Origin of the sequence: Pseudomonas sp. HS6, assembly GCF_023375815.1 — a bacterium.
Lineage (GTDB): Bacteria > Pseudomonadota > Gammaproteobacteria > Pseudomonadales > Pseudomonadaceae > Aquipseudomonas.
The window spans coordinates 3,647,251-3,671,060 of record NZ_CP067412.1; the positions used below are offsets into that span (position 1 = coordinate 3,647,251).

Below are 23,810 nucleotides of genomic sequence, written 5' to 3' on the forward strand. Positions count from 1 at the left end.
TAAAACCTCATCAAACTCTTCAGGCGCATATCACTGCGGGTTGGCACGAGTGCTGGAAAGCAACGACTTCAGGTTGGCAGCCTTCGGCTTGACCAGCCAGAAACGACGCAAGTAGTCATCGAGGTTCTCGGCGAGCTCACGACCCCACTCGCTGTCGGTTTCCTCGACGTACTCGTTCAGCACGTTCTGCAGGTGGCTGCGATAGGCCTCCATCGCCTCGCCGCTGATCCGCTGGATTTCCACCAGTTCGTGGTTGACCCGGTCAACGAAGGTGTTGTCCTGGTCGAGCACGTAGGCGAAACCGCCGGTCATGCCAGAGCCGAAGTTGTAACCGGTCTTGCCCAGGACGCAGACGAAACCACCGGTCATGTACTCGCAGCAGTGATCACCAGTGCCTTCCACGACCGTGTGGGCACCGGAGTTGCGCACGGCGAAACGCTCGCCTGCGGTGCCGGCGGCGAACAGTTTGCCGCCAGTGGCGCCGTACAGGCAGGTGTTGCCGATGATGGCGCTGTTCTGAGTCTGATAAGCGCTGCCCTTCGGCGGCACGATAACCAGTTTGCCGCCGGTCATGCCTTTGCCGACGTAGTCGTTGGCATCGCCTTCCAGGTACATGTTCAGACCGCCGGCGTTCCACACGCCGAAGCTCTGACCCGCAGTGCCCTTGAAGCGGAAGGTGACTGGCGCCTTGGCCATGCCCTGATTGCCATGCTTGCGGGCGATTTCGCCGGAGATCCGCGCGCCGATCGAACGGTCGCAGTTGCAGATGTCCAGTTCGAACTCGGCGCCGCTGAGGTCGTTGATCGCCGACGTCGCCATCTCGACCATTCTCTCGGCCAGCAGGCCTTGGTCGAACGGCGGATTGCGCTCGACGCCGCAGAACTGCGGCTTGTCCGCCGGGATGTGATCGCTGCCCAGCAGCGGGGTCAGATCCAGGTGATGTTGCTTGGCGGTCTGGCCTTCGAGGATTTCCAGCAGATCGGTGCGGCCGATCAGCTCTTCGAGGGAACGCACGCCGAGCTTGGCCAGCCACTCACGGGTTTCTTCGGCGACGTAGGTGAAGAAGTTCACCACCATGTCGACGGTGCCGATGTAGTGATCCTTGCGCAGCTTCTCGTTCTGAGTCGCGACGCCGGTGGCGCAGTTGTTGAGGTGGCAGATGCGCAGGTATTTGCAGCCCAGCGCGATCATCGGCGCGGTACCGAAGCCGAAGCTTTCGGCGCCGAGGATGGCTGCCTTGATCACGTCGAGGCCGGTTTTCAGGCCGCCGTCGGTCTGCACCCGAACCTTGCCGCGCAGGTCGTTGCCGCGCAGGGTCTGGTGGGTTTCGGCCAGGCCGAGTTCCCACGGTGCACCGGCGTATTTGATCGAGGTCAGTGGCGAAGCACCGGTGCCACCGTCGTAGCCGGAAATGGTGATCAAGTCCGCATAGGCCTTGGCCACACCGGCGGCGATGGTGCCGACGCCCGCTTCAGCCACAAGCTTCACCGAAACCAGTGCCTTCGGGTTGACCTGTTTCAGGTCGAAGATCAGCTGCGACAAGTCTTCGATCGAATAGATGTCGTGGTGCGGCGGTGGCGAAATCAGGGTCACGCCCGGCACTGCATAACGCAGCTTGGCGATCAGCCCGTTCACTTTACCGCCAGGCAGTTGCCCGCCCTCGCCCGGCTTGGCGCCCTGGGCGACCTTGATCTGCAGCACTTCGGCGTTGACCAGGTATTCCGGGGTCACCCCGAAACGGCCGGTCGCAACCTGCTTGATTTTCGAGCTCTTGATGGTGCCGTAGCGCGCCGGGTCTTCGCCGCCTTCGCCGGAGTTGGAACGCGCACCGAGGCGGTTCATGGCTTCGGCCAGGGCTTCGTGAGCTTCCGGCGACAGTGCGCCCAAAGAGATGCCGGCGGAGTCGAAGCGCTTGAGCACCGATTCCAGCGGCTCGATTTCACTGATGTCCAGCGGCGTGTCGAGGGTCTTGACCTTGAACAGGTCGCGGATCATCGACACCGGACGGTTGTCCACCAGCGAGGTGTATTCCTTGAACTTGGAGTAGTCGCCCTGCTGCACGGCGGCTTGCAGGGTGTTGACCACGTCCGGGTTGTACGCGTGGTATTCGCCACCGTGGACGAACTTCAGCAGACCGCCCTGCTGGATCGGCTTGCGCGGACTCCAGGCTTCAGTGGCCAGTGCTTTCTGCTCGGCTTCGATGTCGACGAAACGCGCACCCTTGATGCGACTCGGCACGCCACGGAAGCTCAGCTCGCAAACTTCTTCGGACAGACCGATGGCTTCGAACAGCTGAGCACCACGGTACGAGGCGATGGTCGAGATACCCATCTTCGACAGGATCTTCAACAGACCTTTGGTGATGCCTTTGCGGTAGTTCTTGAACACCTCGTAGAGGTCGCCCAGGACTTCACCGGTACGGATCAGGTCGCCCAGCACTTCGTAGGCCAGGAACGGATAGACCGCCGAGGCGCCGAAACCGATCAGCACCGCAAAGTGATGCGGATCGCGGGCAGTTGCGGTTTCAACGAGGATGTTGGAGTCGCAACGCAAGCCTTTTTCGGTCAGGCGGTGGTGTACCGCGCCGGTGGCCATCGAGGCGTGGATCGGCAGTTTGCCCGGCGCGATATGGCGGTCGCTCAGGACGATCTGGGTACGACCGGCACGTACGGCTTCTTCAGCCTGATCGGCGACGTTGCGGATCGCCGCTTCGAGGCCGACGGTTTCGTCGTAGTTGAGGTCGATGATCTGCCGCTCGAAACCCGGGCGGTCGAGGTTCATCAGCGAACGCCACTTGGCCGGCGAGATCACTGGCGAGCTGAGGATCACGCGCGAAGCGTGCTCCGGCGATTCCTGGAAGATGTTGCGCTCGGCACCGAGGCAGATTTCCAGTGACATCACGATCGCTTCACGCAGCGGGTCGATCGGCGGGTTGGTCACCTGCGCGAACTGCTGACGGAAATAGTCGTACGGCGTGCGCACGCGCTGGGACAGCACGGCCATCGGCGTGTCGTCGCCCATCGAGCCGACGGCCTCATAGCCTTGCTCGCCGAGCGGACGCAATACCTGATCGCGCTCTTCGAACGTGACCTGATACATCTTCATGTATTGCTTGAGCTGATCGACGTCGTAGAAAGCCGAACCGTGATCGTTGTCTTCCATGGTCGCCTGAATGCGCAGGGCATTCTTGCGCAGCCATTGCTTGTACGGATGACGGGATTTCAGACGGTTGTCGATCGCGTCGGTGTCGAGGATCTGCCCGGTTTCGGTGTCCACGGCGAGGATCTGGCCAGGACCGACGCGACCCTTGGCGATCACGTCCTGCGGCTGGTAGTTCCAGACGCCGATTTCCGAGGCGACAGTGATGAAACCGTTGGTGGTGGTGACCCAACGCGCCGGGCGCAGACCGTTACGGTCGAGCAGGCACACTGCGTAGCGGCCATCGGTCATTACAACGCCGGCCGGGCCGTCCCACGGCTCCATGTGCATCGAGTTGTACTCGTAAAACGCACGCAGATCCGGGTCCATGGTTTCGACGTTCTGCCACGCAGGCGGAATGATCATCCGCACGCCACGGAACAGGTCGATGCCGCCGGTGACCATCAGCTCGAGCATGTTGTCCATGCTTGAGGAGTCGGAACCGACACGGTTCACCAGCGGGCCGAGTTCTTCCAGATCCATCAGATCGTTGCTGAACTTGGTGCGACGGGCCTGGGCCCAGTTGCGGTTGCCGGTGATGGTGTTGATCTCGCCGTTGTGGGCGAGGAAGCGGAATGGCTGAGCCAGCGGCCATTTCGGCAAGGTGTTGGTGGAGAAGCGCTGGTGGAACACGCAGATTGCGGTTTGCAGGCGCTGGTCACCCAGGTCCGGATAGAACGCGGCCAGGTCGGCCGGCATCATCAGGCCTTTATAGATGATGGTCTTGTGGGAAAAGCTGCAGATGTAGTGGTCGGTGTCGGCGGCGTTGGCCACCGACGAACGACGACGGGCGCTGAACAGCTTGACCGCCATGTCCTGATCGCTCAGGCCTTCGCCACCGATGTACACCTGCTCGATCTGCGGCAGGCGCTCAAGGGCGAGGCGGCCGAGGACGCTAGTGTCGATAGGCACTTTGCGCCAGCCGATCAGTTGCAGGCCTTCAGCCTGGATCTCGCGGTTCATGTTTTCGCGAGCCGCTTCGGCCTTGGCCGGATCCTGATTGAAGAAGACCATGCCCACGGCATATTGCTTGGGCAACTCGACGCTGAAGGCTTCCTGGGCAATGGCACGCAGGAAGGCGTCGGGCTTTTGAATCAGCAGACCGCAACCGTCACCGGTCTTGCCGTCGGCATTAATCCCACCGCGGTGGGTCATGCAGGTCAGGGCCTCAATGGCCGTTTGCAATAGGGTATGACTGGGCTCGCCCTGCATATGGGCTATCAGGCCGAAACCGCAGTTATCCTTGAATTCATCTGGTTGGTACAGACCTGCTTTCATAGACACTTTCTCACCAGGCTGCCTCTTTTCGAGGCAAATTTCTTTTCAATTCAACCACTTGCATCTCGCGCCGAACGTACGCCGGCTTAGCGGGGGCAAAAGGGTGGTCATTGTACACAGCGACACAGAGGCTCACAAATTTGACGACGAAATGTCGCAAATTCATGTCGCATTTGTGAAAGGTTTAAAGCGATCTGCTGTGCTAGTCAAAACTTTTTTAATTTTGACCGCAACGACTCAAAGACTACTGTGACGCAGACACCACAAGGCACGCGGTCTGTAGAGACGGCGCGCACTTGTAGAGATTTTGAGGTGCTTGGAGAGGCGGCCTGGGTAAGGCCGCCGAATCTTCAGCGAGTTGTTGCCAGTTCCTGTTGGACGCTGGCGACAGTGCGAGGCCAAGGTTTACCAGCCTGAACCTTCGCTGGCAAGGCCTTGATGGCAGAAACGGCCGCATCACGATTGGCAAAGCTGCCATAGGTGATCACGTAGAGCGGCTTGCCGTTGAGGACTTTCTTGAAATAACGGTACTCGCCGCCCTGCTCCTTGACGAAGTTTTGCGCGGCGGCTTCAGAGCTGGTGCCGAGGATCTGCACCACATAGTTGCCCGGCGCCTGGCCGGCGTACCAGCTGCCACCGGCGGCTTTGGCGACGGTGACCGGCTTCTCGGCCGCTTTCTCGACAGGCTTAGCGGCTGCGACAGGCTTGGCCGGCGCAGGAGCAGGCTTGGCGACAGGAGCGGCCGGAGCAGGCACTGGCTTGGCTGTCGCGACCTGAGTCGGTGCTGGCGTCGGTTTGGCCGCTGGAACTGGAACCGGCGTCGGTGCAGGACCGGCCGGCACACCAACCGGCGGCGCGGAAGTGGTCACGGTTGGCGGTGTATTGCTGGAACCTTCCAGCGGCACACCGTCGTCACCCTCAGTGATCCCGCCGGCCGCTTCGGCCAATGGCTTGCGCATGACCGGTTGCGAATTGCCGACCAGCGGCAACGGCATCGGCTGAGTGTTACCGGCGAACTCCACGTTCGGTGCACCACCCTGGCCCAATGGCAATTGTGCCTGTTCGTTGGCCGGTGCGCCGGTGGTCGGCGCCTTGTTGCGACCGGGCATCAGCCAGGCGGCAGCGACCGCCACCACGACGACGGCGGAAATCGCCAATACGTGTTTCTTCGGCATGTTGAACCCCATACTTGGACGCTTGACCGCAGAGCGGCTGGCAATCATGACTTCGATCAGAGCATCGCGAGCGACCTGGTTGATGTTGCCCGGCCAACCCTCGGAGCTTTCGTGAATATCAGAGATCTGATCCGCGGTGAAAAGTTCGACACCACGGCCGGCGCCTTCGAGCCGCTGGTCGAGATATTCGCGGGTTTCTTCTTCGGTGTACGGCTGCAATTCGATGACGTGGAAGCGCTCTTCCTCAAGGTGCAGCGCCTCAAGCTGAGCAATCAGCGACGACTCACCGAACAGGAACACATGCGGACGGCCTTCCGGCGCGCCGGCACCCAATGCCATCAGGGCTTCGAGGGCGGACTCGTCGAGCTGCTCGGCGTCATCCACCAGCAGATAGACTTCCTGACCGGTCAGCGCCAGCTGTACGACCTGATCGAGGATCGCCCCGACTTCAGCTCGGGCCACGTCCAGCGCCTGTGCGACCTGACGCAGCACACCAGCCGCATCGCCGGCGCCACGGGCGGAGACGACAACACTCTGAACCGACTGTTTGTTGGTGCTCGCCACCAGCGCCTGACGCAGCAAGGTCTTGCCGCTGCCTTGAGGGCCGGTGACCACCAGCAGCAACTGGCTGTAACGCGCCAGGTGATGCAGTTGACCCAGCACCGGTTTGCGCTGGGCTGGGAAGAATTTGAAGCCCGGGACCCGTGGAGCGAAAGGGTCATGACTTAACTGGAAATGGCCGAGGAACGCCTCGTCGGCATGCAAACTAGTCATCGGAATCTTATTAACCTTTAAGCTGAGCCAGAGCGCGGTAATCCGCTCCCAGCGTGGCCTGTAGAACCTCTTTCGGATAATCGTCGGTCACTACCGCTTCGCCCATCCGGCGCAGCAGCACCAGGCGTAAACGACCGTCGATCACTTTTTTGTCAATTGCCATGTGTTCGAGAAAATCGGCTTCGCTCATCTCTTCCGGCGGAACCACCGGCAGGCCGGCACGCTGGAACAGACGAATCCCGCGATCGCGCTCTTGCTCGCTGATCCAGCCGAGGCGTGCGGACATTTCCATCGCCATTACAGTGCCAGCAGCGACCGCTTCACCGTGCAACCAGACACCATAGCCCATGTGGGTTTCGATGGCGTGGCCGAAGGTGTGGCCGAGGTTGAGCGTGGCGCGTACACCGGTTTCTTTCTCATCGGCGCCGACCACTGCAGCCTTGGCCGCGCAGGAGCGCTCGATGGCATAGGTCAGGGCTTTTTGATCCAGCGCACGCAGGGCGTCGACGTTGTCTTCGAGCCAGGTCAGGAACGGCTCGTCGCAGATCAGGCCGTACTTGATGACTTCCGCCAGGCCTGCCGACAGCTCGCGCGCTGGCAGGGTTTTCAGGGACGCCGTATCGATCAGCACCACGTTCGGCTGATAGAAGGCGCCGACCATGTTCTTGCCCAGCGGATGGTTGATACCGGTCTTGCCACCCACCGACGAGTCGACCTGGGACAGCAGCGTGGTAGGAATCTGGATGAAATCGACGCCGCGCTGGTAGCAGGCAGCCGCAAAACCGGCCATGTCGCCGATCACGCCGCCACCGAGGGCGATCACCGTGGTGCGACGGTCGTGACGTGCGGTCAGCAGGCCGTCGAAGATCAGTTGCAGGGTTTCCCAGTTCTTGAAGGCTTCGCCGTCCGGCAGCACGACGGAAACTACCGAAAACTGCGACAGGCTGCGGGTCAGACGCTCGAGATAGAGCGGCGCAACGGTCTCGTTGGAGATGATTGCCACTTGCCGCCCGTGGATGTGCGGAGCCAGCAATTCAGGCTGATCCAACAGTCCTTCGCCAATATGAATCGGGTAGCTGCGCTCGCCTAGATCGACCTTGAGTGTCTGCATGTGTCCCCACAGTGAAGATGGAAGCAGGCGTCCTGCCTTGAATTATCGGATGTCCCCGGTCTTGAGTGATGTGACGCCGCTTGCATGCGATCCGCCACAACCCTCGACAGGACGCCGAGGATAGCGCATTTCGGGCGGCGCTTTAACGGGGCGGAAGCTGTGCCAGGCGGTCGAGAATATCGAGCACGACCATGCGCGGCGGCCGCTCGTCGGTTTCCACCACCAGATCGGCAATTTCCCGATAAAGCGGATCGCGGATCGCCAGCAGGTCGCGCAGGGTTTTCTCGGGATTGGCCGTGCGCAGCAGCGGCCGATTGCGGTCGCGGGCGGTACGGCCGACCTGTTGCTCGACAGAGGCGTGCAGATACACCACTCGCCCGCCCTCATGCAGGGCCTTGCGGTTGGCATCGCGCATCACCGCGCCGCCGCCCGTCGCCAGCACCACGCCGTCGAACGCGCACAGCTCGGCGATCATCGCCTGCTCACGATCACGAAAACCGGGCTCGCCTTCCTTGTCGAAGATCCACGGGATATTGGCGCCCGTACGCAGTTCAATTTCCTTGTCGGAATCCTTGAACGGCAGGCGCAGCTCTTTGGCCAGTAATCGGCCGATGGTGCTTTTTCCAGCCCCCATCGGTCCTACAAGAATCAAATTTCGCACAGAATCAACGACTCACAGCAATCGCCTGGTTATTCATGATACGCGGAGTGAGGAATACCAGCAGCTCGGATTTTTTCTCCGAAACCACATCACGCCGGAAAAGGCGGCCAAGATACGGCACATCGCCAAGAAATGGCACCTTATCTACGACCTTGCTTTGAGTATTTGAGAAAACCCCACCAATCACGATGGTTTCGCCGTCGTTCACCAGCACCTTGGCATTGACCTCGTTTTTCTTGATCGGCGGTACATCCTGCACTTTGTTCAGGTAGTCCGGTTCGTCCTTGGTGACCTTCACCTCCATGATGATGCGGTTGTCCGGGGTGATCTGCGGCGTGACCTCCAGCGAAAGCGAGGCCTCCTTGAACGACACTGACGTAGCGCCGCTGGAACTGGCTTCCTGATACGGAATCTCGGTGCCCTTGAGGATCTTCGCGGTCTCCTTGTCGGAGGTGACGACCTTGGGCTGCGAGACGATTTCACCGTTGCCTGTCTTCTCCATCGCCGTCAGTTCAAGGTCCAGCAACACGTTGTCGGTGATGAACGCGATACCGATTCCGGACGTGTTGTTGACCGTGCCCATGTCGACGAACGGTGAGTTGGTGCTGGTGCTGCCCGGCGTACCGATGGTGGTCGACGAGCCATTGCTGACCCCGGAGGTATTCCAGTTGCCCTTGTTCTGGATCGATCCGCCCCAGCGCACGCCCAGGCTTTTGTCGTAATCGACGTTGGCCTCGACGATCCGCGCCTCGATCATTACCTGACGCACCGGAATATCCAGTTGCGCCACGATCCTTCGCAGCTCGTCGAGGCGATCCTGAGTCTGGTAGGCAATGATGTTATTGGTGCGTTCATCAACGGTGATCGAACCCCTTTCGTCGACTTTGGCCTCGGCGCTGGTGACCGACTGGAACAGCTTGGCGATGTCCGCGGCCTTGGCGTAGTTCACTTGCAGCAGCTCGCGACGTAACGGCGCCAGCTCGGCGATCTGTTTCTGCGACTCCAGCTCCTGCCGCTCGCGGGCGGCGATTTCATCTGCCGGCGCCACCAGCAACACATTGCCGACCTTGCGTTTGTCGAGCCCTTTGGTCTTGAGCACCAGATCCAGTGCCTGATCCCACGGCACGTTTTGCAGGCGCAAGGTGATTCCGCCCTGAACCGTGTCGCTGGCCACCAGATTGAGGTTGGTGAAATCGGCGATCAGTTGCAGCACCGAACGCACATCGATGTCCTGGAAATTCAGCGAAAGCTTTTCGCCGCTATAGGTGTTGCGGTCGGCGTTGCGCTTTTGCAGGTCATCGACAGTCAACGGCCGGATGCTCACGGTCAGCTTGTTGTCGGTCTGGTAAGTGGAGTAGTCGAAGGTGCCGCTGGGCTCGACGGTGATGGTCGCGCGATCCCCGCTGACGCCGGCATTGACGAACTGCACCGGGGTAGCGAAGTCCTTGACGTCGAGGCGCACCCGCAATGGTTCTGGAAGTTGGGTACGAGCAAAATTGAGGATGATCTTGCCGTCATGCTCCTGAATGTCCGGCGCGATGGTCGGGTCAGACAGGTCGATGACGACATTGCCCTCGCCCGCCGTGCCACGCTGGAAGTCCACGCCACGAATGGCCTTGGCCGTCGGCGTAAACGTCCGGGCCGGGGCGGCCACCGGCGTTGCGCGCGGAGCCTTGGTGACAGGTCGCGGCGCGGTGACTTTGGAACCTTGCCCGACCACCACGAACAGCGTATTCCCCTCGACCCGGGCGTCATACGGCGCCAGTTGCGACAGGTTGATAATCAACCGGGTACGGTCGTTGGCCTCGACCACTGTGGCGGAGCGCGCATTACCACTACCGAGATCACGGGTCTTGCTCGTGAGCTGGCTGGTCACCCCCGGCAGATCAAGGGCAATTCGCGCCGGCGAATCGGTGGTGTAGCCCTTGGGCTGTGGCGGCGGCCCATCGAACGACAGCTTCAACTCGACGCGATCGCCCGGCAGCGCCGCAACATCCAGCGTCTTCAGACTGGCCGCTTGAACCATCGGCGACAGCAGCGCTATCCATAGCGAAAAACCGAGGGTGGAGAAAATCCTGTTCATTGTTCGACTTCCACTATGAGTGCTCTTTCAAAGGAATGGAGCGCGGCCGCTCCAGCCAGGCGCCTTCGCCATCGGGAACGATTTCGACCACATCGACCTGGGCGGCGCTGATCGCGACGATGCGCCCGTCGTTGCGCCCCAGGTAATCGCCGACTTTCAGCCGATGCACCCCGCCCGCCCCGCGCAGCAGCGCAAAGGAGCCGGAGGCATTGGCAATCGTGCCGACCATCTCGAATTGCTCGATGTTGAAACCTTCGAGGTATTGCTTGACCCGTGTCGGGTCCGGTTTGACGTTGCGCGAACCGTGCTGCTGCCCGGCCAGATCGACCCGTACCTGGCGCGAGAACGGGCTGCGCAGGCTGGCGGCGCTGTAGGTGAACGTCGGGTAGGAACGGAAGGTCGGCGTCGGCTCGATCTTGCCCGGCGGCCGCAGTCGCACTTCATTCATGTAGGCATCAAGATCGCTGAAGTCGTTGCCGCCGCAACCGCTCAACCCCAGCGTCAATATCGACAATAGAAGGAAACGGATCGGGCTCATTTTTGCAGCCCCTTGTCGTTGTAGCGGTAAGTCTTGGCAAGGATGCTCATGCGCAACTTCGTCCCGCCTTCCGGATTGGCCGGGGCCAGCTCGAAGTCGTGCAGCGTCACGATCCGCGGCAATCCGGCCACGCCGCTGACGAAGGTGGCGAGGTCGTGATAGGCGCCCGTGACGGTGATCTGGATCGGCAACTCGATGTAGAACTGCTGCGTCACTTCCGGCAGCAGTTTGATTTCCTCGAATTCAAGACCGCTACCCAGCCCGGTACGAGTGATGTCTTCCAGCAGTCCCGGTACTTCGGTGTCGCTGGGCAATTGCCGCAGCAGGACGCCGAACGAGTTCTCCATTTCCTTCATCTGCTGGGTGTACAGCTCGAGGTTGGCCGCCAGGTGCGCCTTGCTGGTGAACTGCTCCTTGAGCGTGGTTTCTTCCGTGCGCTTGAGTTCGAGCTGGTTTTCCATGTCGCTGACGAAAAAGTTGTAGCCCAGCGCCAGGACCAGCACCATCAACAGCGCACCGGCCAGGCCTTTGACGGCCGGCGGCCAGGAGCCGATGTTGCTGGTATCCAGGTCGTTGAAGTCGATATTGCGCAGGCTCGCGAGCCATTCGGACGGTTTCATTGATCGTCCTCCAGGTTCTTGGGCCGGGTCTGACGGACAGTCAATTGAAAGACGTTGGCTTGATCCAGTTGCCCGGCCGTGGTCGCCTTGACCTCGTTCAGGCTCGGCGCATCGAACCAGTCGGATGCATCGAGATTGCGCATCAGGTCGGACACCCGATTGTTCGACTCCGCCGCGCCGCTGATCGACAGGGTCTTGCCGACCATTTTCACGCTGGTGAAATACACCCCGTCAGGCAGGGTGCGCGCCAGTTGATCGAAGATCCGCCCACTGACCTGTCGGTTGGCCTGCAGGTCCTGGATGATGCGCATCCGCTCCACCAATTGCTGGCGACGTGCCTTGAGCTCGCTGATCTGCTGGATCCGCTCATCGACCACGGCGATCTGCTTGCCGATGTAATCGTTGCGTGCCTGTTGCCGTTCAATGGCGGTGCTGAAAATCTGAGCAGCAATGAAGACCGCGCCGACCGCGCCGACCACTACGCCGGTCAGGGTTAGCAGGAAGCGTTTGCGTCGTTCTTCGCGGCGTTCCTCGCGCCAGGGTAAAAGGTTGATCCGCGCCATCAGTCGAAACTCCTGAGCGCGAGCCCGCAGGCAATCATCAGTGCTGGCGCATCGCTCGCCAAAGCCCCGGCGTTGACCTTGCTGCTCAAGGCCATGTCGGAAAATGGATTGGCGACCTGGGTCGGGGTACTCAGGCGTTCTTCGATCAGCCGATCGAGCCCGGGCACCGACGCCGTGCCGCCGGCCAGCAGAATGTGGTCGACCGCGTTGTACTGGCCGGAAGCGAAGAAGAATTGCAGGGAACGCGAGACCTGCTGCACCAGCGCCTCGCGAAAGGGCTGCAGGACTTCGCTGACATAATCGTCCGGCAAACCGCCCTGCTTCTTGGCCAGCCCGGCCTGCTCAATGGTCAGGCCATAGCGACGCTGGATTTCCTCGGTCAACTGACGCCCGCCAAAGAGTTGCTCGCGGGTGTAGATGATCCGACCGTTGTGCAGGACGCTGAGAGTGGTCATGGTGGCACCGATATCGACCACCGCGACGGTCAGGCGCTCCTGAGACGCCGCCAGTTGCGTGGCCAGCAGTCCGAACGAGCGCTCCAGCGCATAAGCCTCGACATCCACTACCCGCGCGGTCAGGCCGGCGAGGGCCAGCGCCGCCTCACGGACTTCGACGTTTTCCTTGCGACAGGCAGCAAGCAGCACGTTGACCCGCTCGGGGTTACGCGGTGAAACGCCCTGGACCTCGAAGTCGATGGCGACTTCGTCCAAGGGATAGGGGATGTATTGGTCGGCCTCGATCTTGAGCTGGTTTTCCAGTTCGTCGTCGGACAGCCCGGCGTCCATTTCGATGACCTTGGTGATCACTGCCGAACCGGCCACCGCCACCGCCACGCTCTTGAGCCCGGTGCGCGCCTTGACCAACACGCGGGACAGGGCATGACCGACGCCTTCGAGTTCGGCGATGTTCTTCTCGACCACGGCGTTGGCCGGCAACGGCTCCACCGCGTACGCCTCGACCCGGTAGCGCTCCCCCTGACGGCTCAGCTCCAGCAGCTTCACCGACGTGGAGCTGATGTCGATCCCCAGTAACGTATTGGTCTTTTTGTTGAAGAGTCCTAGCACTACCAATTCCCTATGACTATCCGTGAGTTACGGACTCTGTAATGCGCATTGCGTTCCCTCGCCCCGTCTTGACAGAAGCGCAAATGACGCCCCCAGCGGAAAAGTGCTTATAATGCCCAGCGATTTTTTCCGCTTTTTACTGCCGGCGCGGGCCGTTCTGTGTGTTTCCGGAACCCTGTCGCCCAATTCATTCTTTGCCCTGGATGTCCAAAAGCCTTGATTCGTCTGCTGAAATTCTTCGGTTGGTCCATCGTCGCCGTTTTCTGCGGACTGCTTTTAGGTCTCAGCGGCGCGTTTCTTTACCTTAGTCCGGGTTTGCCATCTGTGGAGGCGCTGAGAAGCATTCAGTTGCAGATTCCCCTGCGGGTGTACAGCAGCGACAACAAGTTGATCGCAGAATTTGGCGAAATGCGCCGCACACCGATCCGTTTCGCCGACATTCCCCCCAATTTCATCAATGCGTTACTAAGTGCTGAAGACGATAACTTCGCCAACCACTACGGCGTCGATCCGAGCAGCCTGATGCGTGCCGCGACCCAACTGGTCAAGAGCGGGCACATCCAGTCCGGCGGCAGCACCATCACCATGCAGGTGGCGAAGAACTTCTTCCTGACCAGCGAACGCAGCTTCTCGCGCAAGACCACGGAAATCCTCCTGGCCCTGCAGATCGAACGGCAGCTGACCAAGGACGAGATCCTTGAGCTGTACGTGAACAAGATTTATCTGGGCAACCGTGCCTACGGCATCGAGGCAGCGGCGCAGGTGTATTACGGCAAGTCGATCCGCGAAGTCAGCCTGGCGCAGATGGCGATGATCGCCGGCCTGCCGAAAGCCCCGTCGCGCTTCAACCCGCTGGCCAACCCGGCGCGCAGCAAGGAGCGTCGCGACTGGATCCTCGGCCGCATGTACAAGCTCGGCAAGATCACCGAGGCCGACTACACCGCTGCCATCAACGAGCCGCTGAACGCCAGCTATCACGTGCCGACCCCGGAAGTGAACGCGCCGTACATCGCCGAGATGGCCCGCGCCGAAATGGTCGGCCGCTACGGCAGCGACGCCTACACCGAAGGCTTCCGGGTCACCACCACGGTGCCGAGCAACCTGCAGGAAATGGCCAACACTGCGCTGCACGAAGGCCTGATGACCTACGACCAGCGTCACGGCTACCGTGGACCTGAATCGCGTCTGCCGGGCAAGACCCATGAAGCCTGGGCCACCGAGCTGACCAAGCAACGCACAATCAGCAGCCTCGAGCCGGCGATCGTCACCCAGGTCGACAAGAATGGCTTGCAAGTGCTGACCCGTACCGGTGAAGAGCACGTGGCGTGGGACACCATGAAATGGGCCCGTCCGTTCCTCAATACCAACAGCATGGGCGCCGCCCCGCGTCAGCCATCGGATGTCGCGCAGGTCGGCGATCTGGTGCGCGTACAGCGCCAGCCGAACAATTCGCTGAAGTTCAGCCAGATTCCTCAGGCACAGGGCGCACTGGTGTCGCTGGATCCACAGAACGGCGCGATCCGTTCGCTGGTCGGCGGTTTCGCCTTCGAGCAAAGCAACTACAACCGCGCGATGCAGGCCAAGCGTCAGCCGGGCTCGAGCTTCAAACCGTTCGTCTACAGCGCCGCGCTGGATAACGGCTACACCGCCGCCACGCTGGTCAACGACGCACCGATCGTGTTCGTCGACGAGTACCTGGACAAGGTCTGGCGTCCGAAGAACGACACCAACACCTTCCTCGGCCCGATCCGCTTGCGTGAGGCGCTGTACAAGTCGCGCAACCTGGTTTCGATTCGCTTGTTGCAAGCGATGGGCGTGGGAAAAACCATCGACTACATCACTCGCTTCGGCTTCAACAAGCAGGACCTGCCGCCCAACCTGTCCCTGGCACTGGGCACCGCGACCCTGACGCCGATGGAAATCGCCACCGGCTGGAGCACCTTCGCCAACGGCGGCTTCAAGATCACCCCGTACATCATCGACAAGATCGAAAGTCGCAATGGCGATACGCTGTTTGTCGCCAACCCGCCGACCGTACCGCAAGGCGCCGCGGCGACTGATGGCATCGCGGCACCCGCGACCCAATCGATCACCGTCAACGCAGCGCCGATCCCGGGTGAAGCGCCGGGCAGCGCAGCAATGCCACAAGCTCCAGCAGTTGCCGAGCGCATCGTCGATGGCCGCACCACGTACATCCTCAACAGCATGCTGCAGGACGTGATCAAGCTCGGCACCGGCCGTCGTGCACTGGCCATGGGTCGCAGCGACATCGCAGGTAAAACCGGTACCACCAACGAATCCAAGGATGCGTGGTTCTCCGGTTACAACGCCGATTACGTGACCACGGTCTGGACCGGTTTCGACCAACCGGAAAGCCTCGGTCGTCGGGAGTTCGGTGGTACTGTGGCGCTGCCGATCTGGATGAACTACATGAGCGCCGCGCTCAAGGACAAGCCGCCGCATGTCCAGCCAGAGCCGGAAGGCATTTTGAGCCTGCGAGTGGATCCGGTCAGCGGTCGTGCGGCCACACCGAGCACGCCGGGCGCCTACTTCGAGCTGTTCAAGGCTGAAGACACACCGCCGTCGGTCAACGAGATCGGCAATGGCACCGCGCCGGGTAGTCCGTTACCGGCGGATGAGCAGGCACCGATCGATCTGTTCTGATCCTGATCGGTTAAAAAGCCCCGCCTTCGTGAGAAGTGCGGGGCTTTTTGTTTTCTGCCGTACTGAGATTGGCATTTCACATCAAGGGCAGCCCTCACCCTAGCCCTCTCCCAGAGGGAGAGGGGACTGACCGTGGGATATTGGGGAGATACGCCGACCTGACATTGCTTTACCGAATCCATAATCGACTCGGTCTTGCAGGTCGATGTACTTCGCCAGACAACTCGGTCAGTCCCCTCTCCCCTTGGGAGAGGGTTAGGGTGAGGGCCGCCCTTGAAGCCGGAATGCATTTTCACGAACAAAAAAAACCCCGCTTAAAAAGCGGGGCTCTTCATGAAACGCTACAACGACTTAGCCGTTGAACACGTCATCCACGCTTTTCAGCGGGTAGTGCTTCGGATACGGCAGGGTGGCCACACCGGTCTCGATCGCAGCCTTGGCCACGGCATCGGAGATCAGGGTGATCAGGCGCTTGTCCATTGGCTTCGGAATGATGTACTCACGACCGAATTCCAGCTTGATGCCGCCGTAGGCGTCGCACACTTCCTGTGGAACCGGCAGCTTGGCCAGTTCACGCAGAGCGTTGGCAGCAGCCACTTTCATTTCTTCGTTGATGCGCTTGGCGCGAACGTCCAGGGCACCACGGAAGATGAACGGGAAGCCCAGCACGTTGTTGACCTGGTTCGGGTAGTCCGAACGGCCGGTGGCCATGATCACGTCGTTGCGGGTGGCGTGAGCCAGTTCCGGGGAGATTTCCGGATCCGGGTTCGAGCACGCGAAGACGATCGGGTTGGCCGCCATGCGCTTCAGTTGCTCGGCGCTCAGCAGGTTCGGGCCAGACAGGCCGACGAATACGTCAGCGCCTTCGATGGCGTCGTCCAGGGTGCGCTTCTCGGTAGCGTGAGCAAACACAGCCTTGTACTGGTTCAGGTCGTCACGGCCCGCGTGGATCACGCCGGTACGGTCGATCATGAAGATGTTCTCGACCTTGGCGCCCATGCTCACCAGCAGTTTCATGCAGGAGATAGCGGCAGCGCCGGCGCCCAGGCAGACGATTTTGGCTTCGCCGAGGGTTTTGCCAGCGATTTCCAGGGCGTTGATCATGCCCGCAGCGGTCACGATCGCGGTGCCGTGCTGGTCATCGTGGAACACCGGAATGTCGCACTGCTCGATCAGAGCGCGTTCGATCTCAAAGCACTCAGGCGCCTTGATGTCTTCCAGGTTGATGCCACCGAAGGTGATGGAAATGCGTTTTACGGTGTCGATGAAGGCTTGCGGGCTTTCGGAGTCGACTTCGATGTCGAAGACGTCGATACCGGCGAAGCGCTTGAACAGTACGCCTTTACCTTCCATCACTGGCTTGGAAGCCAGTGGGCCGAGGTTACCCAGGCCCAGAATCGCGGTGCCATCGGAAATGACTGCAACCAGGTTGCCCTTGCCGGTGTATTTGTAGGCCAGTTCAGGATCGCGAGCGATCTCGCGCACTGGTTCAGCTACGCCGGGGCTGTAGGCCAGCGACAGGTCGCGGGCGGTAGCAGTGGCCTTGGTGAGCTCGACACTCAGCTTTCCTGGACGAGGATGGGCGTGATATTCGAGAGCGGCAGTTTTCAGATCAGACATTTTGGCATTCCGCTTTTTACTGTTGGACAGACTGGTCAGCGAGGATACGCGCCTCGCAAAGTCCCCACAAGACTGCCCGGTCACCCCTGTCAAGCGCCCTGCCCTACGACTTTGGGCCAAGAGCCACGGCGCACAAGGGCTTGACTGTTCACAATCGACAGAAAAAATGTCTACAATTTTTCTTCAGCGAGACGATTGCAACATCGAAGGATCGGTCAGCGGCAGCAACCAACGGGCCTGACCCGGTTTCAATCCACCGCGCCGCGAACGGTCGACTACCCAGCCACGAGCCTCGATCCGCTTGCCTTTCAGCGCTTGCAATGAAGAGCCGTCGAAATGATCCAGCAGATTGGACGCAACACGCAGTACAAGCTTGTCCTGTAATTCGATCCAGATTCCACCGCGATTGCGTTGGACCTTGCTTACACGACCGCTGACTACGGCAAAACCCGAGCGCTGGATCTGCTCCGCTTTCAGTACAGGCGACTGCTTCCACAGGCCAATTCCGGCCTGCCGCGCACGGCGTTCGGCGGCCTGCTGGCAATCGACAAGATCGACATTCGGCGCCACCGCGACCTGGAAACCGAGGCCATCGGCGAGCATTTGCGCTTCGAGATTCTCACCCTTGGCGCTGAAAACATGGGCCAGGATTCGGCCGTAATGATCTTTGGACTCGGCGCCGAGCTGCAGGCCGACCCGCCCGTCGCTCTCTGCGACCAATGCTTCGAGGCGTTTGCGCGCCGCTACCGCAAATGGCTCGTCGCTGCGACCCTGCTTGCCGAGCTCAGGGGTGTTGAGCCCGATCATCCGCACGCTGCGCCCGTCGCTCAGGCGCAAGGTGTCGCCGTCGACCACGCGCTGCACCGTGACTTGCGGCAAGCCACTGGGCGCCGGACAGAGGGCCTGAGCACTGGAAAGCCAAATCGCGGATACAAAAAAGGCGCCCACAAGGGACGCCTTTTTTATCAGCATGGAAAAGCCATTGAGGTTTTCCAGGTTGACCAGCCTTAGGCTTTTTTGGTCGCGCCGAAAGCACCGAAACGATCGGCGAACTTCTGAACGCGACCACCGGTGTCCAGAGTCTTCTGCTTACCGGTGTAGAACGGGTGGCATTCGTTGCACACGTCGATTGGCAGAGCTTTGCCGAAAGTCGAACGGGTTTCGAACTTGTTGCCACAGCTGCAAGTAACAGCAATGACTGGGTATTCTGGATGGATATCAGCTTTCATGGTGTCTTCCTCGGCTAGCGTGCCGCCATCCAACACTATTGTTGAATACCGCACGTAATTAGGCCGCGGATTCTACCAGACCTTTGCAATCGCGCAAGCTGTCCGGGGTGCCCTCCATCAGAAAAGACTGTTCAATGTTGACGGCGTCTTTTGACGTCAGGCTGCGTTGCCACTCCTCCCCATAGCAAGCCATGAGTCGTCGTAGCGCCTTACCTGACGCCAAAACCCATTCGTCAACATTTGAACGCTTTCCTGATGGAGGACACAGAACCGACCGTCTGCTAGGCTCCCGCCCTTCTTCACCGCCCCGCCTATGAGAATCCTCCGCGTGCCCGACGCCATTCTGCGCCTCGCCCTGCCTTCGCCCCTGCGCCGCCTGTTCGACTATCGGGCCCCGGCCGGCGTGCCGCGCTCGCAGTTGCAGCCGGGCATGCGTCTGCGGGTGCCGTTCGGTCGGCGGGAGATGATCGGGATTCTGGTGGAGGTCACTGACACCAGTGAAGTGCCAGTGGAGAAGCTCAAGCCGGCGCTGGCCCTGCTCGACACCACCGCACCGCTGCCACCGGCACTGTTCAAGCTGTGCCTGTGGACCGCCCAGTATTATCAACACAGCCTCGGCGACACCCTGAGTTGGGCGCTTCCGGTGCTGCTGCGTCAGGGCGAACCGGCCGAAGCGCGGCAGGAACGTTTCTGGTCCGCCGCCCCCGGCGCCAGCCTCGATGACCCTCGTATCGCCCGCGCCCCACGCCAGCGCGAAGCCCTGGCGACTTTGGCCCAGCACCCTCACGGCGTCGCCCATCAGTTGCTGAGCAAACTGATGCTGAACAAGGACAGCCTCGATCTGTTGCTGGCCAAGGATCTGGTGCAGGTCGAAGTCCGTCGCCATGCCCCCGGCGCCCGCCATGAGCACTGGCTGGCGCAGCCGGAGCTGCCGCTCAACAGCGAACAACGCGCAGCCTATGAAGCGATTCGCGCCGGTTTCGACAGTTATCACGCGTTCCTGCTGGCCGGGGTTACCGGCAGCGGCAAGACCGAAGTCTATTTGCAGCTGATCCGCGAAACCCTCGAAGCCGGCAAGCAGGCGCTGGTGCTGATCCCGGAGATCAACCTCGGCCCGCAGACACTGGCGCGCTTCGAGCAGCGCTTCAACGCCCGCATCGCCCTGCTGCACTCGGCGGTCAACGATCGCGAGCGCCTCGACGCCTGGCTCGCCGCCCGCGACGGCGAGGCCGACATTATTATCGGCACCCGCTCGGCGCTGTTCACGCCGATGAAAAATCCGGGGCTGATCATCATCGACGAAGAACACGACGGCTCCTATAAACAGCAGGAAGGCCTGCGCTACCACGCACGGGACCTGGCACTAGTGCGGGCACGGCAGGAAAACATCCCGATTGTCCTCGGTTCCGCGACGCCATCGCTGGAAAGCCTGCACAACGCCTACACCGGTCGTTACGGGCTCCTGCGCCTGAACGAGCGGGCCGGCGGCGCCAAGCAGCCACGCTTCCTGCGCCTGGACGTGAAAAGTCGTCCACTGGACAGCGGCATTTCCGGACCGATGCAGCAAGCCATCGGCCAGACCCTCGCCGCCGGCCAACAAGTGCTGGTGTTCCTCAACCGTCGGGGTTTTGCGCCTACCTTGCTGTGCCACGATTGCGGCTGGATGTCCGAGTGCCAGCGCTGCGATGCGCGAATGACCGTGCATCAGCGCTATGGCGAACTGCGCTGCCACCACTGCGGCTACGTCGAACGCGTGCCACGCCAGTGCCCGAAGTGCAACAAGGTCGATCTGCGCCCCGTCGGTGCCGGCACCGAACGCGCCGAGGAGCGGCTGGCGATTCTGTTCCCGGACTATCCAGTGCTTCGCGTCGACCGTGACAGCACGTCGCGCAAGGATGCGATGAATCAGCTGTTTGCCACGATCCAGAAAGGTCAGCCATGCATTCTGGTCGGCACTCAAATGTTGGCCAAGGGTCACCACTTCCCCCGGGTCACCCTGGTGTCTATCCTCGACGCCGACGGCGGACTGTTCTCCGGTGACTTCCGCGCCAGCGAGCGCATGGCGCAGTTGATCGTGCAGGTCGCCGGCCGCGCCGGGCGTGCTGAGGAGCCGGGCAAGGTGATCATCCAGACGCACCTGGCCGACCACCCTTTATTGGTGCAACTGACCGAACAGGGTTATTTCGCTTTCGCCGAACAGGCTCTGAGCGAACGCCGAGCCGCCGGGCTGCCGCCGTTCTCGCATCTGGCGCTGCTGCGAGCCGAAGCGCACAAGCCGGGGCAGGCCGAAGGCTTTCTCGATGAAGCCTGTAGCGAAGCCGAGCGTTTGCTGGCCGAGCAGAACCTGAGCGGCATTGAACTGCTGGGGCCAGTACCGGCACCGATGGAACGCCGAGCCGGACGTTTCCGCGCACAGCTACTGTTGCAGGCCACGGCCCGGGCACCTCTGCACCGGTTGCTGGCGAGCTGGCTGCTGGCGCTGGAGCAGATGCCGAGCGGCCGGGCGGTGCGCTGGTCGCTGGATGTCGACCCTGTCGATTTGTATTGATTGATCGATTGCTATCGCTGGCAAGCCAGCTCCCACAAGAGAATAGCGTCGTTCTTGTGGGAGCTGGCTTGCCAGCGATGGCTGACGAATTGTCACCACACATCCACATCCTGCCTGCTAAGGTTGGCAAGCCCGTCTTCGCAACGGATAATGCCCAGTTTTTCCACCCGCGCATCGATGCGCCGCCGCGCTTGCGGTCGAAAGAGAAGACCATGAAAGACACCATTCGCCAGCTGATCCAACAAGCCCTCACCCAACTCGTCAACGAAGGTGTGTTGCCTGAAGGCCTGACGCCGGCGATCCAGGTGGAAAACGCCCGGGACAAGACCCACGGCGACTTCGCCAGCAACATTGCGATGATGCTGGCCAAGCCTGCGGGCATGAAGCCGCGCGACCTGGCAGAGAAAATCATCGCCGCCCTGCCGGCTGACGAGAACGTCACCAAGGCCGAAATCGCCGGTCCTGGCTTCCTCAACTTCTTCCAGAACACTCAGGCCCTGGCCTCGCGCCTCGACGCCGCACTGGCCGACGATCACGTTGGCGTGCGCAAGGCTGGCCCGGCGCAACGCACCGTGGTCGACCTGTCGGCGCCGAACCTGGCCAAAGAAATGCACGTCGGCCACTTGCGCTCGACCATCATCGGCGACGGCGTGGCCCGTGTGCTCGAATTCCTCGGCGATACCGTGATCCGTCAGAACCACGTTGGCGACTGGGGCACCCAGTTCGGCATGCTGATGGCGTACCTGCAGGAAAACCCGATCACCAGCGACGAGCTGTCGGACCTGGAAAACTTCTACCGTGCCGCCAAGCAGCGCTTCGACGAGTCCCCGGAATTCGCCGACCGCGCCCGTGGTCTGGTGGTCAAGTTGCAGGCCGGCGATGCCGAGTGCCTGGCCCTGTGGACCAAGTTCAAGGACATCTCGCTGTCGCACTGCCAGAAGATCTACGAACTGCTCAACGTCAAACTGACCATGGCCGACGTGATGGGCGAAAGCGCCTACAACGACGACCTGATCAACGTGGTCAACGACCTGAAAGCCGCCGGCATGCTGGTCGAAAGCAACGGCGCCCAGTGCGTGTTCCTCGACGAATTCAAGAACGCTGAAGGCGAGCCACTGCCGGTGATCATCGTCAAGGCTGACGGCGGCTACCTGTACGCCACCACCGACCTGGCGGCCGTGCGCTACCGCAGCGGCAAGCTGAAGGCCGACCGCGCGCTGTACTTCGTCGACCAGCGTCAGGCCCTGCACTTCCAGCAAGTGTTCGCCGTGGCGCGCAAGGCCGGTTTCGTGACCCATCCGATGGAAATGGAGCACATGGGCTTCGGCACCATGAACGGCGCCGACGGCCGTCCGTTCAAGACCCGCGATGGCGGCACCGTGAAGCTGATCGATCTGCTGACCGAAGCTCAGGAACGCGCCTACAGCCTGGTGAAGGACAAGAATCCGGAGCTGGCCGAAGACGAGCTGCGCAACATTGCCAAAGTCGTGGGCATCGGCGCGGTGAAGTACGCCGACCTGTCGAAGCACCGCACCAGCGACTACAGCTTCAACTTCGACCTGATGCTCAACTTCGAAGGCAACACCGCGCCATACCTGCTGTACGCCTACACCCGCGTGGCCGGCGTGTTCCGCAAACTGGGCAAGGATTTCAGCGAAGTCGACGGCCAGATCGTCCTCGAAGCGGCGCACGAACAGGAACTGGCGGCCAAACTGGCGCAGTTCGGTGAAGTGCTGAACAACGTCGCGGAAAAGGGCACGCCACACACCCTGTGCACCTACCTGTACGACGTCGCCGGCCTGTTCTCCAGCTTCTACGAGAACTGCCCGATCCTCGCCGCCGACACCCCGGCACAAATGCAAAGCCGTCTGCGCCTTGCCGCGCTGACCGGCCGTACCCTCAAGCAAGGCCTGGAACTGCTCGGCCTGGAAACCCTGGAGCGTATGTAAGTTGGCTGCCAAGAAAAAACCTGCACCCAAGCGTGGCGCCAGCCGTTACCAAGCTCCTGCAAAGCAACCGATCCCGGGTTGGCTGTGGATGGCCATCGGCCTGACGGTCGGCGCGTTCATCGTGTTCCTGATGAAACTGGAGCCGGGCAAGGGCAGCGACACGGTCAAGCGCGAGAAGGTCGAGCAACAGCAACAGCAGAAAGCCACCAAGATCGCCGAGGCCAACAAGACCCCGCCGAGCCCGACGCAACCGGTGAAGCCGAAGTACGACTTCTACACCCTGCTGCCGGAATCGGAAGTGATCGTGCCGCCTGACGCCGTGCCGGAGAAAACCCTGCCGACGCCACAGGTGCCGGCGATCCCGACCACGCCGGTGACCCCGGCGGAAGCGGCGAAGATCGACACGGCGCGCGCGCAGGCTGCATTGGCCGGGATCACCCCGCCGCCAGCGCCACCGGTGACCAAGGCTGCGCCAGTGACCAAGTTCTTCCTCCAGGCCGGTTCGTTCCGCAAAGAGGCCGATGCCGACAAGGTGCGCGCGCAGATTATTCTGCTCGGCCAGGCGGTCGCGGTTGAGTCCGGAACGGTGAAGGATGAAACCTGGTATCGCGTACTGGTCGGCCCGTTCAGCAATCGCGAACAACTGACCACCGCCCAGAAACAACTGGCGGGCGCAGGGTTCAGCAACCTGCTGTTACAACAACGCCAGAGCCGCTGATTTCCCTCGATTGATCC

Annotated in this window: 16 protein-coding genes; 4 read left to right on the forward strand and 12 right to left on the reverse strand. The window is 61.3% G+C overall.

All coding sequences use genetic code 11. The features are described from left to right. Positions 1-30: 30 nt before the first annotated feature. The 9 genes from gltB to JJN09_RS16480 all read right to left on the reverse strand — a co-directional run bounded on the left by gltB (position 31) and on the right by JJN09_RS16480 (position 13,065). Positions 31-4,476 (reverse strand): glutamate synthase large subunit, encoded by a 4,446-nt coding sequence (gltB, locus tag JJN09_RS16440; RefSeq protein WP_249482663.1) that lies wholly within the window; start codon positions 4,474-4,476, stop codon positions 31-33. A 350-nt stretch (positions 4,477-4,826) separates the two neighbouring features. Beyond that, entirely contained in the window at positions 4,827-6,425 is a 1,599-nt protein-coding gene (locus JJN09_RS16445; RefSeq protein WP_249482664.1) for an AAA family ATPase, read from the reverse strand. 10 nt (positions 6,426-6,435) lie between these two features. Beyond that, entirely contained in the window at positions 6,436-7,536 is a 1,101-nt protein-coding gene (gene aroB / locus JJN09_RS16450; RefSeq protein ID WP_249482665.1) for a 3-dehydroquinate synthase, read from the reverse strand. A 142-nt stretch (positions 7,537-7,678) separates the two neighbouring features. Continuing rightward, on the reverse strand, positions 7,679-8,197 hold the full coding sequence (gene aroK, locus JJN09_RS16455; RefSeq protein ID WP_025110261.1) for a shikimate kinase AroK: 519 nt from the start codon (positions 8,195-8,197) through the stop codon (positions 7,679-7,681). 4 nt (positions 8,198-8,201) lie between these two features. Further along, complete coding sequence (gene pilQ / locus JJN09_RS16460) at positions 8,202-10,280, reverse strand: type IV pilus secretin PilQ (RefSeq protein WP_249482666.1); 2,079 nt, start codon at positions 10,278-10,280, stop codon at positions 8,202-8,204. A 13-nt stretch (positions 10,281-10,293) separates the two neighbouring features. Then, positions 10,294-10,818, reverse strand: coding sequence for a pilus assembly protein PilP (locus tag JJN09_RS16465; RefSeq protein ID WP_249482667.1), 525 nt, complete (start codon positions 10,816-10,818; stop codon positions 10,294-10,296). Further along, positions 10,815-11,438 (reverse strand): type 4a pilus biogenesis protein PilO, encoded by a 624-nt coding sequence (pilO, locus tag JJN09_RS16470; RefSeq protein ID WP_249482668.1) that lies wholly within the window; start codon positions 11,436-11,438, stop codon positions 10,815-10,817. Before pilO ends, JJN09_RS16465 begins: the two co-directional genes overlap by 4 nt. Next, positions 11,435-12,001: a PilN domain-containing protein gene (locus JJN09_RS16475; protein ID WP_249482669.1), complete on the reverse strand. Its 567-nt coding sequence runs from the start codon at positions 11,999-12,001 to the stop codon at positions 11,435-11,437. The genes pilO and JJN09_RS16475 overlap by 4 nt, the downstream gene beginning before the upstream one ends. Next, a complete protein-coding gene (locus JJN09_RS16480; RefSeq protein WP_249482670.1) occupies positions 12,001-13,065 on the reverse strand; it encodes a pilus assembly protein PilM in 1,065 nt (354 codons plus the stop codon). Before JJN09_RS16480 ends, JJN09_RS16475 begins: the two co-directional genes overlap by 1 nt. 216 nt (positions 13,066-13,281) lie before the next feature. On the opposite strand from JJN09_RS16480, the gene JJN09_RS16485 reads away from it, so the two are divergent. Beyond that, the gene (locus JJN09_RS16485) at positions 13,282-15,729 is read left to right on the forward strand and encodes a penicillin-binding protein 1A (protein WP_249482671.1); all 2,448 of its coding nucleotides are present in this window, start codon (positions 13,282-13,284) and stop codon (positions 15,727-15,729) included. 351 nt (positions 15,730-16,080) lie between these two features. On the opposite strand, the gene JJN09_RS16490 is transcribed toward JJN09_RS16485, so the two are convergent. The 3 genes from JJN09_RS16490 to rpmE form a co-directional block, all read right to left on the reverse strand. Beyond that, positions 16,081-17,349 carry a malic enzyme-like NAD(P)-binding protein gene (locus JJN09_RS16490; RefSeq protein ID WP_096819922.1) on the reverse strand — a complete coding sequence of 423 codons (1,269 nt, stop codon included), beginning with the start codon at positions 17,347-17,349 and terminating at the stop codon, positions 16,081-16,083. Between the two features lie 183 nt (positions 17,350-17,532). Continuing rightward, positions 17,533-18,321: a thermonuclease family protein gene (locus JJN09_RS16495; protein WP_249482672.1), complete on the reverse strand. Its 789-nt coding sequence runs from the start codon at positions 18,319-18,321 to the stop codon at positions 17,533-17,535. 35 nt (positions 18,322-18,356) lie between these two features. Further along, the gene (gene rpmE / locus JJN09_RS16500; RefSeq protein WP_249482673.1) at positions 18,357-18,578 is read right to left on the reverse strand and encodes a 50S ribosomal protein L31; all 222 of its coding nucleotides are present in this window, start codon (positions 18,576-18,578) and stop codon (positions 18,357-18,359) included. Between the two features lie 328 nt (positions 18,579-18,906). Between rpmE and JJN09_RS16505 the strand changes: the two genes are divergently transcribed. The 3 genes from JJN09_RS16505 to JJN09_RS16515 all read left to right on the forward strand — a co-directional run bounded on the left by JJN09_RS16505 (position 18,907) and on the right by JJN09_RS16515 (position 23,793). Continuing rightward, a complete protein-coding gene (locus JJN09_RS16505) occupies positions 18,907-21,126 on the forward strand; it encodes a primosomal protein N' (RefSeq protein ID WP_249482674.1) in 2,220 nt (739 codons plus the stop codon). 212 nt (positions 21,127-21,338) lie between these two features. Further along, positions 21,339-23,075, forward strand: a complete 1,737-nt coding sequence (argS, locus tag JJN09_RS16510) for an arginine--tRNA ligase (RefSeq protein WP_249482675.1) — start codon at positions 21,339-21,341, stop codon at positions 23,073-23,075. Position 23,076: 1 nt separating this feature from the next. Beyond that, positions 23,077-23,793, forward strand: a complete 717-nt coding sequence (locus tag JJN09_RS16515; protein WP_085732564.1) for an SPOR domain-containing protein — start codon at positions 23,077-23,079, stop codon at positions 23,791-23,793. Positions 23,794-23,810: the final 17 nt, after the last annotated feature.

Excerpts from the sequence above, each read along its gene's own strand:
- gltB (WP_249482663.1), bottom strand. The coding sequence starts at position 4,476 with ATGAAAGCAGGTCTGTACCAACCAGATGAATTCAAGGATAACTGCGGT.
- JJN09_RS16445 (WP_249482664.1), bottom strand. The coding sequence starts at position 6,425 with ATGACTAGTTTGCATGCCGACGAGGCGTTCCTCGGCCATTTCCAGTTA.
- aroB (WP_249482665.1), bottom strand. The coding sequence starts at position 7,536 with ATGCAGACACTCAAGGTCGATCTAGGCGAGCGCAGCTACCCGATTCAT.
- pilQ (WP_249482666.1), bottom strand. The coding sequence starts at position 10,280 with ATGAACAGGATTTTCTCCACCCTCGGTTTTTCGCTATGGATAGCGCTG.
- JJN09_RS16465 (WP_249482667.1), bottom strand. The coding sequence starts at position 10,818 with ATGAGCCCGATCCGTTTCCTTCTATTGTCGATATTGACGCTGGGGTTG.
- pilO (WP_249482668.1), bottom strand. The coding sequence starts at position 11,438 with ATGAAACCGTCCGAATGGCTCGCGAGCCTGCGCAATATCGACTTCAAC.
- JJN09_RS16475 (WP_249482669.1), bottom strand. The coding sequence starts at position 12,001 with ATGGCGCGGATCAACCTTTTACCCTGGCGCGAGGAACGCCGCGAAGAA.
- JJN09_RS16490 (WP_096819922.1), bottom strand. The coding sequence starts at position 17,349 with ATGTCTGATCTGAAAACTGCCGCTCTCGAATATCACGCCCATCCTCGT.
- JJN09_RS16495 (WP_249482672.1), bottom strand. The coding sequence starts at position 18,321 with ATGCTGATAAAAAAGGCGTCCCTTGTGGGCGCCTTTTTTGTATCCGCG.
- rpmE (WP_249482673.1), bottom strand. The coding sequence starts at position 18,578 with ATGAAAGCTGATATCCATCCAGAATACCCAGTCATTGCTGTTACTTGC.
- argS (WP_249482675.1), top strand. The coding sequence starts at position 21,339 with ATGAAAGACACCATTCGCCAGCTGATCCAACAAGCCCTCACCCAACTC.